The organism is Massilia varians, assembly GCF_027923905.1.
Lineage (GTDB): Bacteria > Pseudomonadota > Gammaproteobacteria > Burkholderiales > Burkholderiaceae_D > Telluria > Telluria varians_B.
The window spans coordinates 388,584-403,291 of the sequence record NZ_AP026966.1; the positions used below are offsets into that span (position 1 = coordinate 388,584).

12 protein-coding genes and 1 tRNA gene are annotated in these 14,708 nt (G+C 64.1%); 6 read left to right on the forward strand and 7 right to left on the reverse strand.

From position 1 onward, the window contains the following. Positions 1-6 precede the first annotated feature (6 nt). Positions 7-1,044, reverse strand: a complete 1,038-nt coding sequence (locus tag MasN3_RS01830) for a GNAT family N-acetyltransferase (protein ID WP_281911781.1) — start codon at positions 1,042-1,044, stop codon at positions 7-9. A 208-nt stretch (positions 1,045-1,252) separates the two neighbouring features. Then, entirely contained in the window at positions 1,253-2,140 is an 888-nt protein-coding gene (locus tag MasN3_RS01835) for a c-type cytochrome (protein WP_281914608.1), read from the reverse strand. A gap of 211 nt (positions 2,141-2,351) precedes the next feature. Between MasN3_RS01835 and MasN3_RS01840 the strand changes: the two genes are divergently transcribed. The 6 genes from MasN3_RS01840 (at position 2,352) to prsR (ending at position 10,189) form a co-directional block, all read left to right on the forward strand. Further along, positions 2,352-2,427 (forward strand) — tRNA-Arg (locus MasN3_RS01840). Positions 2,428-2,748: 321 nt separating this feature from the next. Further along, entirely contained in the window at positions 2,749-4,038 is a 1,290-nt protein-coding gene (locus tag MasN3_RS01845) for a nucleotide sugar dehydrogenase (RefSeq protein ID WP_281911784.1), read from the forward strand. A gap of 88 nt (positions 4,039-4,126) precedes the next feature. After that, a complete protein-coding gene (locus MasN3_RS01850) occupies positions 4,127-5,173 on the forward strand; it encodes an SDR family oxidoreductase (protein ID WP_281911788.1) in 1,047 nt (348 codons plus the stop codon). A 34-nt stretch (positions 5,174-5,207) separates the two neighbouring features. Beyond that, entirely contained in the window at positions 5,208-6,611 is a 1,404-nt protein-coding gene (locus MasN3_RS01855) for a TIGR03013 family XrtA/PEP-CTERM system glycosyltransferase (RefSeq protein ID WP_281911789.1), read from the forward strand. An 88-nt stretch (positions 6,612-6,699) separates the two neighbouring features. After that, complete coding sequence (gene prsK / locus MasN3_RS01860) at positions 6,700-8,802, forward strand: XrtA/PEP-CTERM system histidine kinase PrsK (protein ID WP_281911791.1); 2,103 nt, start codon at positions 6,700-6,702, stop codon at positions 8,800-8,802. A gap of 13 nt (positions 8,803-8,815) precedes the next feature. Further along, positions 8,816-10,189 carry a PEP-CTERM-box response regulator transcription factor gene (prsR, locus tag MasN3_RS01865; RefSeq protein ID WP_281911793.1) on the forward strand — a complete coding sequence of 458 codons (1,374 nt, stop codon included), beginning with the start codon at positions 8,816-8,818 and terminating at the stop codon, positions 10,187-10,189. A gap of 229 nt (positions 10,190-10,418) precedes the next feature. On the opposite strand, the gene MasN3_RS01870 is transcribed toward prsR, so the two are convergent. Genes MasN3_RS01870 through MasN3_RS01890 form a run of 5 tightly spaced genes read right to left on the reverse strand, consistent with a single transcriptional unit; the run spans position 10,419 to position 14,605 of the window. Then, positions 10,419-11,249: a hydrolase 1, exosortase A system-associated gene (locus MasN3_RS01870; RefSeq protein WP_281911795.1), complete on the reverse strand. Its 831-nt coding sequence runs from the start codon at positions 11,247-11,249 to the stop codon at positions 10,419-10,421. Beyond that, positions 11,242-12,078, reverse strand: a complete 837-nt coding sequence (locus MasN3_RS01875; RefSeq protein ID WP_281911797.1) for a hydrolase 2, exosortase A system-associated — start codon at positions 12,076-12,078, stop codon at positions 11,242-11,244. Before MasN3_RS01875 ends, MasN3_RS01870 begins: the two co-directional genes overlap by 8 nt. After that, on the reverse strand, positions 12,075-12,323 hold the full coding sequence (locus MasN3_RS01880) for an acyl carrier protein (RefSeq protein ID WP_281911799.1): 249 nt from the start codon (positions 12,321-12,323) through the stop codon (positions 12,075-12,077). The genes MasN3_RS01875 and MasN3_RS01880 overlap by 4 nt, the downstream gene beginning before the upstream one ends. Positions 12,324-12,338: 15 nt before the next feature. Next, positions 12,339-13,376: a GNAT family N-acetyltransferase gene (locus MasN3_RS01885; RefSeq protein ID WP_281911801.1), complete on the reverse strand. Its 1,038-nt coding sequence runs from the start codon at positions 13,374-13,376 to the stop codon at positions 12,339-12,341. Next, entirely contained in the window at positions 13,373-14,605 is a 1,233-nt protein-coding gene (locus MasN3_RS01890) for a DegT/DnrJ/EryC1/StrS family aminotransferase (protein ID WP_281911803.1), read from the reverse strand. The genes MasN3_RS01885 and MasN3_RS01890 overlap by 4 nt, the downstream gene beginning before the upstream one ends. Positions 14,606-14,708 lie beyond the last annotated feature (103 nt).

Sequence of the window (14,708 nt, forward strand, 5' to 3'; positions counted from 1 at the left end):
CGCCCCTCAGAAGCCGAGGCGCCAGCGCAAGCGGGTAAAGTTGTGCACAATCGGCGTGAGCGCCGAGCGGCTTTGCCAGATGCCCCGGTATAACTGATATTCCTGATTGGCGATCTCGCGCTTGATCGGCGTGTCGCCTTCGCCGCGGTCGACCGTGTCGAAACCGGCGGCGCGGCTGGATTCAATAATCGCATGCAGCAGCAGGCGGCCCGGAGAATATTTCGAGAATTCCTGGTTGTAGACCGGGAACCACATGTGCAGTATGCCGTTGCCCATGATGCCGAAATGCGATGCGATCCAGGCGTCGCCGGCGTACAGCGAAGACAGTACACCCTGGCAGCTGTCGAAACGGTAGTCCAGCAGCCTGGACAAGGTATTGCGCTTCCAGCTCTCCTTCAGCGAATCGGGAGCGCCGCTGGAGCGGTATTGGGCGCGCTTCTGCCGGATGAGCAGCTCGAGGGCTTCGGTACGATTGCCTTCCACATTGAATTCGAAACGCAGCGGCCCGACTTCCTCGGTCAGCTTGCGGGTGCGGCGCGCGCTTTCTTTCAGATAGTGCTTGCCAATCGACGGCACCGAGTTGAGGACCGGGACCGCTTGCGGATCGACGCGGGTACGCAGGCCAACTCGCGGCTGGCTTGCCGCGAGTCCATAGTGCAACTGCGACTCGGCGAGATGCGAAAAGTTTAAATAATTGATCTTGGCCAAGCGGAGCAATTCCTCAGGGCTGGTGCGAAAACCGCTATGGGCAACCACACCGAAGGTATCCGTCATTTCGCCACCGATGCGCTCGGCAACTCCGAACATGCTTGCCAGTCCGCTTGCGTAGGAATGTGGGAAGAATGCCGAGATCTGATCCTCGTCCCGGACGATACACACGCGCGCATCTAGTCCCGCTTCCGCCACGGCGCGGGCATAGTGGGCGCTCATGAATGGCGATGCAAGATGAGGCTGGGTAGTTGACAACTCCTGCCATGTCTGGAGTTCTTCTGGAGAAAGGCTGTCAGCCTTTTTCAGGATGGCACGGCGTGAACGATTTTGCATTTTTCGCAATGAAATTTAAGCAAGGCCATTCTAATCGAAAAAATATCTCTTGCTCGTATTGAACAGTGCGTGGCATCAGCAGGACGTGATCAGCTGCCGCGCCAGGCCAGGAAAAGCTGAGGGAACGGGAGGCGAAGTCTGCGGGCTTGGAGAGCGCGGAGCGGCAAGAAGGGGAGGCAAAGGGAGCCTGTCAAGGCTCCGGAACAGCTTATTTCGAGGCAAGAACCATGTAGTCAACTGCAGCTTTGACATCGACGTCAGACGCAGTCGAGCCGCCCTTGGGCGGCATGACGCCGGCCTTGCCCTGGAAACCTTTGATGGCATGCTCATACAGGGTGGCATTACCTTGCGCAATGCGCGGGGCCCACGCCGCCTTGTCACCGATTTTCGGCGCACCGGCAATTCCGGCGGCGTGACAGGCAACGCAAGCACTGTTGTATACAGTCTTCCCGGTCTCGGCCGAAGCGATCGGCGCGCTTGCTGTTGGAGCGGCAGCCGGCGCGGCTGCCGGAGCCGGCGTTGCATCAGCAGCGGCAGGAGCCGGGGCTTCGGTAGCGGGAGTTGCCGCGGCGGTTGCAGCGGCCGGCGCTGGCGCGACCGGTTCCTTGTACGAGGCGCCGCTCTTGTTGGTCAGGTAGACCACGGCGCGCTCCACTTCGAGATTGTCGAGGTCCGGGTTGCCCCCTTTGGCCGGCATGGCGCGGATGCCCTCGATGGCGTGCTTTACCAACAGGTCGTAGCCCTGAGCGAGGCGAGCGCTCCAGGCGCCGTTGTCGCCCAGCTTCGGAGCGCCGGCGGCACCGCTGTCGTGGCAGGCCGCACAGACCGCGGTATAAACTGCATTGCCTGCTTGGAAGACGCGCGGCGCACTCGCGTCGACCAGGTTGAATCCTTCGTCAGCTAGCGGACGCACACGTGCCGCGACTGCTTCGGCGCTCTGGCTGTTGGTGCCGGCTCCGGTCAAACGGTCTCCGGTAGCGAAAATCACGAGCAGAATGATGCCGATGACGATGACCAGGAAGAATCCTGTGACGGACGCCACAAGCTGCTTCGGGGTACGGATCAGGGATTGGTGTTCGTTATGTGCGTCGCTCATGATTTCCTTAATTCGATTAAAAAAACCTGCCACTACCGAAAATACCTGCCACAACCGGCGCCTGCGACATGCTATTTTGCAAATGCCGTCAAACGGCTGATTATAGACGTAAAGCTGCTCTAGTGTAACGAAATTCATCCTTGACAACAGCATTCCCATGGACGGCATCGGAGAAAGACTGTATCCTTCGCATCACTTCTTCTCCCCCTACGCGGCTGTAGCTCAGTGGATAGAGTATTGGCCTCCGAAGCCAAGGGTCGTGGGTTCGATCCCCGCCAGCCGCGCCATCCTGATACCGGCATTTCTGCCCCCTTCCTTCGCGGGGATTTTGATTCTCTCCGGAAATTTTTCATTGTGTTTTGCTATCGAAAGCTTGCGCACGATACATGCCTTTTTGGAACTTTTGTTTCAGAAAATGCTAATATCCCCAGGTCGCTACAGATGAGCTAAGCGATCGAAACCCGTATGGTCGTGGTTTTTAAACATCGACCCATCAATAATTTTGTTATCACGAAGCAAATAATAATGTAGAGTTGAGCGTCTTAATGCATTCATGCCAACTAAAAGTTAACATAATTTCAAAATTTAATTCTTGAGCGGAATGCGATATGAAAGCTGATGAGGTTGTTGCGGTTGTAGGGTTGGGATATGTCGGGTTGCCCCTGGCAGTTGAGTTTGGAAAGAAAGGGCGTACCATCGGCTTCGACCTGTCGTGCGCTAAAATCGACAACTACAGGCAGTTCGTCGATCCGACTGGCGAAGTATCGTCAGAAGCACTGCGCGAGGCGCGTCACCTTGAAGTGACGACCGATCCGGCCATGCTGGCCCAGGCCGACTATATCGTGGTGGCCGTGCCGACCCCGGTCGACATCGCCCACAATCCGGATTTCAAGCCGCTGATCGGCGCCAGCAAGTCGGTCGGTGCCAACATGAAGCGCGGCGTCGTCGTCGTCTACGAGTCGACCGTCTACCCGGGCGCGACCGAAGAGGTCTGCATCCCGATCCTGGAACGCGAATCGGGCCTGAAGTGGAAGCAGGACTTCCACGTCGGCTTCTCGCCAGAGCGCATCAACCCGGGCGATAAGGAACATACCCTGACCACCATCCTGAAGGTGGTCTCCGGCGACGACGAGGAATCGCTCGACCGCATCGCCAAGCTATATGAATCGGTGGTCACCGCCGGCGTGTATCGCGCTTCCAGCATCAAGGTCGCCGAAGCCGCGAAGGTCATCGAGAACACCCAGCGCGACTTGAACATCGCGCTGATGAACGAGCTGGCGATCATCTTCGACAAGATCGGCATCGACACCCTCGACGTACTGAAAGCGGCCGGCACCAAGTGGAACTTTCTGCCATTCCGTCCGGGCCTGGTCGGCGGCCACTGCATCGGCGTCGATCCATATTACCTGACCCACAAGGCCGAGTCGATCGGCTACCACCCGCAGGTGATCCTGGCGGGCCGCCGCATCAACGACAGCATGGCCAAGTTCGTGGCCGAGAAGACGGTCAAGTCGATGATCTCCGCGGGCTTCCACGTCAAGGGCTCGAAGGTCAACGTAATCGGCCTGACCTTCAAGGAAAACTGCCCGGACCTGCGCAACTCGAAGGTAGCTGACATCGTCCATGAGCTCGAAAGCTACGGCTGCGACGTGCACGTGTTTGACCCGCTGGCCGACGCCGAGGAGGCGCAGCACGAGTACGGCATTAAGCTGGAAAGCTGGGGCAGCCTACCGCAGGCCGACGCCTTGGTAGTGGCGGTGCCGCACAAGGAAGTGCTGGCGCTGTCGATCGCCGACTTCCAGGCCAAGCTCAACGAGAACGGCTGCTTCGTCGACGTGAAATCGCAGTTCAACCCGAAAGCGCTGCAGGAAGCTGGCTACTGCGTCTGGCGCCTGTAGCCCTACAAAAAACCTGTACCCGGCCGCGGCGCGCAAGCGCGGCGGCGAAGCCGGCAGTGTGCCGGCGCGACCGAGAAAGTTTTCGAAAGTGAATAAGTTTCAGGAAGTCCAGCAACACCTGCTGCAACATCGCTACCACTGGCTCGTGACCGGCGCCGCCGGTTTCATCGGTTCGAACCTGGTCGAGTGGCTGCTACGCCTGAACCAGCAGGTAACGGGCCTGGATAACTTCGCCACCGGCCATCGCCATAACCTTGACATGGTGCGCGAGGCCGTCGGCGCGGAAGCCTGGTCGCGCTTCACCTTCATTGAAGGCGACATCCGCAACACAGACGATTGCGCACGCGCTTGCGCCGGCGCTGATTACGTCCTGCACCAAGCCGCGCTCGGCTCGGTCTCGCGATCGATCGATAACCCGATTACGACCAACGAGGTCAACGTCACCGGCTTCCTCAACATGTTGGTGGCGTCGCGCGACGCCAAGGTGAAGCGCTTCGTGTACGCGGCCTCTAGCTCGACCTACGGCGACCATCCGGCACTGCCGAAAGTCGAAGATCGCATCGGCAACCCGTTGTCGCCTTACGCTGTCACCAAGTACGTCAACGAGCTGTATGCCAACGTGTTCGGCCGCACCTACGGCACCGAAGCGATCGGCCTGCGCTATTTCAACGTGTTCGGTCCGCGCCAGGATCCGAACGGCGCCTATGCCGCCGTGATCCCGCAGTGGGTCGCCGCGCTGATCCGCAACGACGAGCTGCGTATCAACGGCGATGGCGAGACCAGCCGCGATTTCTGCTACATCGACAACGTCGTACAGGCCAACCTGTTGTCCGCGCTCGCAGGGGGCGAAGCCGCCAACCAAGTATACAACGTCGCGGTCAACGACCGCACCAATCTGAACCAGCTGTACAGCATGATGCGCGACCTGTTGCGGGAGCGTTTCCAGCACCTGGAAACGCACCAGCCGCAATACGTCGATTTCCGGCGCGGTGACGTGCGCCATTCGCAGGCCGATATCAGCAAGGCGGCGACCCTGCTGGGCTACCAGCCGACGCATCGCATCGACGAAGGCCTGCAGCAGGCGATGGCGTGGTATGTGCAGCACCTGGCACCATCGTCGAACACCGCTGCGTAAACATATAAAAGTAAGAAGAATCAGGGAGGGTACCGTGTTCAGGATCTCTAACCACTACGTGTCAAAGATCGTTTTCCTGTTGCTCTTTGTCGAGGTGCTGGTGCTGCTGGGCGCAGCCTACGTCGGCGCGGCGGTGCGCATGCTCGAGTTCGGCGACGCCGTAGCGGCCGCCCATCTCGACCACTTCTTCACGTCGGCGGCCGCATTCACGGTGGCGATCATCTTCAGCATGAGCGCGATGGGCATGTACCAGCTCGACTTCGACGAAGGCCTGCGCCATCCCTTCTTCATGAAGCTGATGCCGTCCTTCCTGATGGGCTTTGCGATCCTGGCGCTGGTGTTCTACATGGCACCGGAGCTATCCTTCGACCGCGGCACCATGGCCCTGGTGTTCATGCTGGCCGGTACCGGCATCTTCCTGGCGCGCATGGCCTTCTTCAAGTCGTCCGAGGCACACTTCCTGCAGTCGCGCATCATGTTTCTCGGCAGCGGCCCGCTGGCCAAGGAATGCAGCGAGCTGGCGCAGAAGAATTCGAACTACCACCGCTACAACATCGCCGGCTTCATCGCGAGCGCCGGCGAAGAATTATGCGTACCGCCAGCGAACCTTCTGAAGGTGCGCGATGGCGACTCGCTGGTGTCGCTTGTACGCCAGTACAACGTCTCGGAAATCGTGGTGTCGGTACAGAACCGCCGCGGCGGCTTCCCGATCAAGGAACTGCTCGACTGCAAGCTGCAAGGCATCCGCGTGACCGATGCCGCCACCTTCTTCGAGCGCGAGACCTGCCAGATCCGCGTCGACTCGCTGCAGCCCTCGTGGCTGGTGTTCGGCGGCGGCTTCGACCAGAGTTTTGTGCGCACCTTCATGAAGCGCAGCTTCGACCTGGTGTGCAGCCTGCTGATCCTGGTGATGGCCCTGCCGGTGATGCTGCTGGCCGCGCTGCTGGTGAAGCTGGAAGACGGCGGTCCGGTCTTCTACTCGCAGGAGCGGGTCGGCAAGGACGGCAACACCTTCCGCGTCCACAAGTTCCGCAGCATGCGCGCTGACGCCGAGAAGAGCGGCAAGCCGCAGTGGGCTGCCAAGAACGATCCGCGCGTCACCCGCTTCGGCAACTTCATGCGCAAGACCCGTATCGACGAACTGCCGCAGATCCTCAACGTGTTCAGGGGCCAGATGTCCTTCGTCGGCCCGCGCCCGGAGCGTCCTTACTTCGTCGAGCAGCTGATCGAAGTGGTCCCGTATTACAACGTGCGCCACAGCGTCAAGCCGGGCATAACCGGCTGGGCCCAAGTACGCTATGGCTACGGCTCCTCGGCCGAAGATGCCCTGCAGAAGCTGCAGTACGACCTGTACTACGTAAAGAACAATAGCCTGTTCCTCGACGTTCTCATCCTGATCAACACGCTCAAGGTCGTCCTGCTCCGCCGCGGCCAGTGAGCGCCGCCGCAGAGTCCCGCCCGGCGCGCCGTTGCGCTGGGCCAGCCCGAGCTTCATTCCTTCCGCCAAGCGCCGCCTAGTTTCTCTCATGGACGATATCTCCCTGACCAGTATCGCGGCCTACAGTTACGTACTGGTGGCCGTATGCTTTCTCATTCTCGGCGCGCCGCTGGCGGTGGGCCAACGGCGCCGCCACGACGTCGCGCTCGGCCTTGCCAGCCTGTCGAGCGTGCTGTGGGGCGCCGCCCTGGCATGGGAGGCGGCCGCCGGCGGCATATCCTCGATGCTGACCGACTGCGCCGAACTGCTGCGCAATGCCGGCTGGTCGGTGTTTCTGGTGGTGCTGCGCGGGCACTTCACGGATGACAGCAGCCGCATGCCACTTCGCCTGCAGCCGGCGCTGGTGCTTGGCGCCCTGGTCTACCTGGCTTGCTTCGGCGCCGTGGCCCTCGGCTGGTGGAGCCTGGCAAAGCAGGGCCAGGCTGGCGTGCTTCCGGGGGCAGCCCGGGTGGCGATCGCGGTGTCGGGCATGCTGCTGGTCGAGCACGTGTACCGCGCGCGCAGCCTGCACGAACGCTGGGCCGTCAAATTCGCCTGTCTCGGCATCGGCGCAATGTTCGCCTACGACTTCTACCTGTACAGCAACGCGATGCTGTTCCGCGAGGTTAATCCCGACATCTGGGCCGCGCGTGGCGTCGTCAATGCGCTGACCGCGCCGCTGATCGCGGTCTCGCTCGGGCGCAGCAAGTTGTGGTCTTCGCCGCTGTCGGTGTCGCGCCGCGCGATGTTCCATTCCGCTACCCTGTTCGGCTCGGCCGTGTACCTTTTGGCGATGGGCTCGGCCGGCTACTACCTGCGCTACTTCGGCGGCAGCTGGGGCACCGTGATGCAGGTGACCTTCCTGTTCGGCGCCCTGATCCTGCTGGTCGGCGTGTTGTTCTCGGGAAGCTTCCGGGCACGCCTGAAGGTCTTCATCAGCAAACATTTCTACCGCTATAACTACGACTACCGCGAAGAATGGATGCGCTTCACGCGTACCTTGTCGAAACCTGGGCCGGACCTGGGCGAACGCGTTATCGAGGCGTTGGCGACCCTGGTCGAAAGCCCGGGCGGCGTGCTGTGGCGACGCAGCGGTTCCGGCGGCTTCGAGGCGGCGACCGCCTGGCATTCGCCGGCCTTGAGCGGCATGGAAGCGGCCGATTCGCCGTTCTGCCAGTTCCTCGAGTCCAGCCAATGGGTGGTCGACCTGCACGAATACGCGCATAGCCCCGATAAATACGAGGCTCTGGTGCTGCCCGAATGGCTGATGAATTATCCGCGTGCCTGGCTGGTGGTGCCGCTGATCTTGCACGGACGCCTGTCCGGCTTCGTGCTGCTGCAGAACGCGCGTAGCCCGATCACGCTAAACTGGGAAGTGATTGACCTGCTCGAGATTGCCGGCAGTCAGGCCGCCAGTCAGTTGGCCCAGCAGGAGACCGCGAACGCCCTGATGGTGGCGCGCCAGTTCGAGTCCTTCAACCGCATGTCCACGTTCGTGGTGCACGACCTGAAGAACTTGGTGCTGCAGCTGTCCCTGATGAACGCCAACGCCGCCAGGCACAAGGACAATCCGGAATTCCAGGCCGACATGCTCGAGACCGTGGATTACTCGGTACAGAAGATGAAGATCATGCTGCAAAAGCTGAGCCGCACCGAAAATGCCGAACAGCCGTCGGCGCTGGCGGTGGAGCAGGTAGTGCGCCAGGCGATGGAGCAGAAGGCAGCCTTCGAGCCGCGTCCGCAACTGCTGGTCGAGACCCCGGGGCTGCAGGTGGTGGCCGACCGCGAACGCCTCGAGCGCGTGGTCGGGCACCTGATCCAGAACGCGATCGAGGCCACCCCGCGCACCGGCACCGTCACTATCCGCCTGGCCGGCGACGGCACGCGCGCGCTGGTGGAGATCAGCGATACGGGCGAAGGCATGAACGAGGAATTCGTCCGCGAGCGCCTGTTCAAGCCCTTCGACTCGACCAAGTCGGCGGGCATGGGCATCGGCGCTTTCGAGAGCCGCGAGTACATCAACGAACTGGGCGGCAGCCTGGAGGTGCGGAGCAGCCCGGGTACGGGCACCACTTTCCGCGTCGTGCTGCCGCTCCATCAACAGGAAGTGCCGGCGGAGCCGGGCGCCCAGCGTGCCCAGCGTGCCGCCTGAAGCGAGGAAAGACGTGACCCAGACCAAACCGAAACTGCTCATCATCGAAGACGATCCCGGCGTGCAGAAGCAGCTGCGCTGGAGCCTGGATGGCTACGACGTGGTGGTGGCCGGCGACCGCGAGGCCGCGCTGGCGCAGATCCGCCGCCACGAACCGGCCGTGTGCACCATGGACCTGGGACTGCCGCCCGATCCTGACGGCTCCACTGAAGGACTGGCGACGCTGCAGCAGATCCTGGCGCTGGCGCCGGATACTCGCGTGATCGTCCTGACCGGCAACCAGGACCATGCCAATGCGGTCAAGGCGATCGGCATGGGGGCCTACGACTTCCACCAGAAGCCCTGCGACCCGGAAGTGCTCAACCTGGTGATCCAGCGAGCCTTCTTCCTGCATGACCTGCAGATGGAGAACCGCCGCTTGCAGGAGACCCAGGCCGACGCACCGCTGGCCGGCGTGATCTCGCGCGACCCGGGCATGCTTAAGGTCTGCCGCAACATCGAAAAGGTCGCCCCGACCTCGGCCTCGGTGATGCTGCTGGGCGAATCGGGCACCGGTAAGGAGGTGCTGGCGCGCGCGCTGCACCAGCTGTCGCCGCGCGCCAAGGAGCGCTTCATGGCGATCAACTGCGCGGCGATTCCGGAAAACCTGCTCGAGAGTGAACTGTTCGGCTACGAAAAGGGCGCCTTCACCGGCGCCGCCAAGCAGACCAAGGGCAAGGTCGAGCTGGCGCACGGCGGCACCTTCTTCCTCGACGAAGTGGGCGACCTGCCGATGCCGCTGCAGGCCAAGCTGCTGCGCTTCCTGCAGCAGCGCGTCATCGAGCGCATCGGCGGCCACGAAGAGATTCCGGTTGACGTGCGCATCGTCTGCGCGACCCACCAGAAACTCAAGGAACTGTGCGCCCAGGGCCGCTTCCGCGAAGACTTGTACTATCGCCTTTCCGAGATCGTGGTGACCATCCCGCCGCTGCGCACGCGCGAAGGCGATGCCGCGCTGCTGGCCCACCACTTCAAGAACAAGTTCTGCGCGTCCGAAGGACGCTCCTCGCTGAACTTCGCACCGGACGCCATCGCCGCCATCGAGGCCTACAACTGGCCGGGCAATGTGCGCGAGATGGAGAACTACGTCAAGCGCGCCGTGATCATGGCCGATGGGAATACCATCGTGGCCGACGACCTCGGGCTGCCGAGCGAGGGCGCGGTGGAAGAGCCGATCAACCTGCGCCAGGTACGCGACGAGGCCGAGTACAAGGCGATCGTCAAAGTGCTGGCGCGGGTGGACGGCAACATCGTCAAGGCCTCGGAAATGCTTGGCGTAAGCCGCCCGACCTTATACGACCTGATGTCCCGGCACGGGATCAAGGCGTCTAGCCAGAACGGTAACTAAGCGTTCAGGACCTCGTCAAACAGGCGCGCCAGCTGCTGTGCATGGGTGCGGCGCTCGTGGCGCCGCACCGTCTCTGGGCAGGCCAGGAGTGCCTACCTTCGGCGACCAGCGCCAAGAGCCGCGCGGTGTCGAGCGCAAAGGCGCGCTACACCTTTGCAACCTGCTGCTGCGGAAAGTGAAAGGCTACCATCAGTACCTCGCTTCGAGGGGCTCCCACCAGGGTTTTCTATCACGCGCGCATCCACTCACAGATGCGCGCGATAGCCTCGTCCTGCCAGGCACGCTGGGAGAAGGTATGGTCGGCGCCCGGGAGCTCGTAGCGGGTCACGCGGCTGTCTGCCAGCAGCGTGCGCCAGAGGGCCGAAGACTGCGCCAGTCCGGCGAATTCCTGTGCGGTCAGGTCGGCCCCGCTCAGGACCACCAGCACGCCGCCGCGAAACGCGCTGAGTCGCCCGTAGAGCCTGTCGGGCAGGCTATCGCCGGCTTCCTGCGCCGGGGTGCTCCGGGCATGACGCAGCAGTCCCAATACTGAGGACAGCGCGGCCCCTGCCTTGAAACGGCCCGACAGCAACTTGCGCCAGAAATCGCCGCTCGCCAGGCGCGCGCTGTAATAGTGCTGTAAGGTGGCGCGCGCCGCGCCCTGTTCGGTGCGCGCCCATGGGTTGAGCAGCACCAGGCCGCGCACGCGCGTGTCATCGGCCGCATAGAGCACCGCAGCGGAGGCGCCGTCGCACAAGCCGCACAGGGCCACTTCGCGCAGCGAAGGCACGGCAGCGAAGAAGGCGTCGAGCGCAGCGCGCAAGTCGGAATTGACCGTCTCGAAGCTGCGCAGATCGCCTTCACTGTCGCCCATGCCGCGGTAGTCGAAGCGCATTGCTGCCACACCGCCGGCGGCCAGTCGGCGCGCCAACTGGGTGAACTGGCGGTGGCTGCCGGCACGGTATTGCGGGCCGCCGACCACGATCAGTACGCCGCGGGTGGCGGGGGGAAAGGGCAGGCTGACGATGCCGACCAGCTGCTGTCCTTCGCAGGCGAAGGACAGCGCGCGTTCCTCATGCATGGGCGGCCTCCGCCATAGCAGCCACGGTGGCACCGACCAGGGCCGGACAGTCGACGATTTCCTGGCTGTCCCAGAAGGCCGGCCCACGTACCGAATGCATGGCCACCCGCACGCCGGCCTTGCCGCCGACGCTCCAGACGTGCGCAATGCGTTCGCTGGACGGAGACATGGGACGCTCACCCGGGCTGATCGCGAACCAGTCGACCGATGCCGGCGGGATCATGACGCCGGCATCCAGGATGTCGATGGCCGCCGCCAGCTGCGGAGCTAGAGTGTAGCCGGCAACCTCGAGCGGCGTACCGCCGAGCAGGGCGGCGCGCAGGGTCTGAGCCCCCTGCGCGCTGCCAGCGCGCAGCATGTCGCCAGCGCTGCGCAAGCGCAGGAACTGGGTGAGGTAAACTGCGCCGCTAGTGACCGGCTGCCACAACAGGAGGCGTGGTGGCGGGGCGGCGGCGCGCCGGGCAAAGTCGAGCGCCAGCAGCGCGCCAAGGCGCAGGCCCCACAGGCTGGCCGCCATGCCGCTGCGCTCATGTAGCCAGGCCCGGCCAAGCGCCAGGTCGTCCAGCCAGGCTTCCCAGCGCGCGTCGGCGAAATCGCCGTGGCTGTCGCCGCAACCGCTCAGGTCCAGCTGCAGCACGGCCACACCGCTGGCCGCCAGGCGCCGCGCCGTCATGGCGGCCATGCGGCGCGACTTGTTCATCTCTTCGCCGAATGGATGCACGTAGAGCAGGGCATGGCGGCACACGCCCATGGGGGCGTGATACAGGGCGAACAGCGGCCCGCGCGGGGACGGCAGGAAAAAGGGTGCGGCGCCCGTTGCCCTGCTCATTGGCCGAGCTTGTAGGTGACGAATGCTGTCAGGCTGCCCAAGGTCTCGAAGGTACTGGCGCTGATCTCGTCGTCGTCCACCATGAAGCCGAAACGCTCTTCGAGTGCACCCAGCAGCGACACTACCGCCATCGAGTCGAGCTCGGGCAGGGCGCCCAGCAGCGGCGAGTCGGCGGTGAGCGCGTCGCCGCGCGGGCCCAGAAACAAGGTGTTGGTCACGATTTGTCTTACTTCATCAAGGTACATGGCTTCTCCAGCGATTCAGGCCCGGGCGCGCAGCGCGGCATGCGCGCGCGCCAGCAGCGGCCATCGGTAATAGTTTACATGGTACAGACGGCGGACTTCCTGCGTCCAGCGCAGGTGCCATTCCATCACCCTGCCATAGAATTCGATGCGCCGGCAGTGGCCCGCTCCGAACAGGGCGCGGGTGGACTCCTCGCGCATTAGGAGGGCGGGAGAGGTGCCCTCAGCCACCACTTCGTCGTAGGTCGTCTTCAGCACGATCAGGACTCCTTCATCCTCGATGCACAGGTCCATTGCGGCCAGCCGCTCGCCATACCAGTAGCGGTAGACACAGGCGCCGCCGCGGCGGGCAAACGCGGCCAGCATGGCGGCGTAGAAGCGGCTCTGCGCGTCGCCCGGCGCCACCGCGGTGCCGCCCCCGGCCTTCCAGCCGGCGGCCTCCAGGCGCGCATAGTCGGCCACCGCCGCCTCCATGTCAGCGGCATCGCGCACCGTTTCCAGGCGCAGGGCGATGCCGTCGCGGGCCAGGCGGGCGCGCTGCTTCTTCAAGTTGGCGCGCAGGTTCTTGCCGCGCGCGCCCCAGTAATCGTCGAAGCTGCCCTGCAAGGTGATGCGGGCGGTGTCGATGTAGTCAAGCGTGCGCACGCTGCGCGCATCCGGGGGGCGCGGCAGCAGGTCAGGGTCGAGGTGGGTCAGCGCCACCATTGCCGGCCAGCCGGGCAATGCCCGCAGCAGGTCGTGCAGCAGTTCGCCGGTGCCCCGGCCCGGCTGCTGCAGCCACAGACCGAGCGGGGCCTGGGGCGGCTGCAACGTGCTCCAGCCACGTCCTGCGGGAACGAATATGCCCATTGCGACCGGGAGGGACGCGTCGTTTTTGCCTTCCCGGCAGCAGGCCAGCAGAGCGCGCTGGTCGCCGAAGCAGTCTAGCAGCGGCATTACGAGCTCGGGCGCCAGCGCCGGCAGCATGGCGGTCTCGCGCGCCAGCGCCGTCCAGTCGGAGGCGAAGTCCGGGAAGCGGGCGGCGGGGTACAGGGTCCAGCGCAAGGTATCGCTCATGCGCCGGCCGCCTCGCGAATGGTGGTGCACAGCCAGGCGGCTTCGTCTGCCCGCAACTCCTGGTGTATAGGAAAGGCAAGCACCTGGCGCACCAGCGCGGCGCTGTGCGGGAAGGCATCGACACTCGCCCCGGGGTCGCGCATTTCGGCGAAGCGCACCAGCGGCACGCCGCGTGCGCGCAGGGCTGCGAACAGCGCCTCGGGGTGTTCGGCCACTAGCGGGAATACCCAGGGACACACGTCCTCGGGGAGGCAAGGATGCAGAGGACGACAACCCGGCAGGCCGGCCAGCGCATCCGCCAGGCGGGCATAGTTGGCGCGGCGCTGCTGGACAATGCGTTGCGCGCTGCTCAAGCGCAGCACGATACGCGAGAACAGCGCACTGCGGCGATCAAGCCAGGCCGGCTCGAAGCGCACGCTGCTGTCGGACGAATCGGGCGCCAGCGCGGCGGGGGCGCCGGCTTGTTTCGCCTTGGCGCGCTTCCACAGCACGCGCTTGAGGGCCATTGGCAGCGCCAGCAGGAGCTCGAGCCCCTGCAGGCGACCGTAGCCGAAGGCGCGTTCCAGCGCGCCCATGGCCGCCTTGGCCTCGAAGCCGACCCCGGCGCCGCGCGGCGCCGGCGCGCGCAGCGCATGGCGCGCCGAAACCAGGCAGCCGCCTTCGTAGGTAGGGTAGAACTTCATGCTGCTGGCGATCGCATAGTCGCCCCAGGCGCCTGCCGGGCGCCCCTGGACTTCGCCGAACCAGCAGTGGGCGCAATCCTCCAGCAGTTGCAGCCCGCTGGCGTCGCACCAAGCGCGTAGCGCCGCCATGTCCTGGTGGAAGCCGAAATAGTGGGTCGCCATCAGCGCGCGTACCGCCGGGGTGCGCCGGCGCGCCAGCTCCTGGATGGCGACGGCGCCATCGGGGCCGACGTCGTAGAACACCGGCTGCACGCCGGCCCACAGCAGTGGCGCCACCATCGACTGGGTGTGCCAGGCCGGCACCAGCATGGCGTCGCCGGGCTTGAGTTCCATCTCGCGTAGGGCCATGCCGATCGCGATGCGGCCGCTGGTGACCAGCAGGACAGGACCGGCATCGAGCACGGAAGGCAGCCTTTCCGGCGCTACGGTGCCTCCATGCGTGAAGCTGGCGACCGACAGCACCGGCGCCAGCGGTACGCGCGGACGTGCCGGCGTGCCGGTGGCGCCGGGAGTTGCAAGGGTGGGTGAGGGCAGGATTCTGGTCATCAGAGAGTATAGGCTCAGCAATGGCTTCCGGTCGAGCGGGTGCTCATCCGTGCGCCCCCGTCGTCGATTACTTCACCGAAATCTTACTGGTAAAATGCGCGCT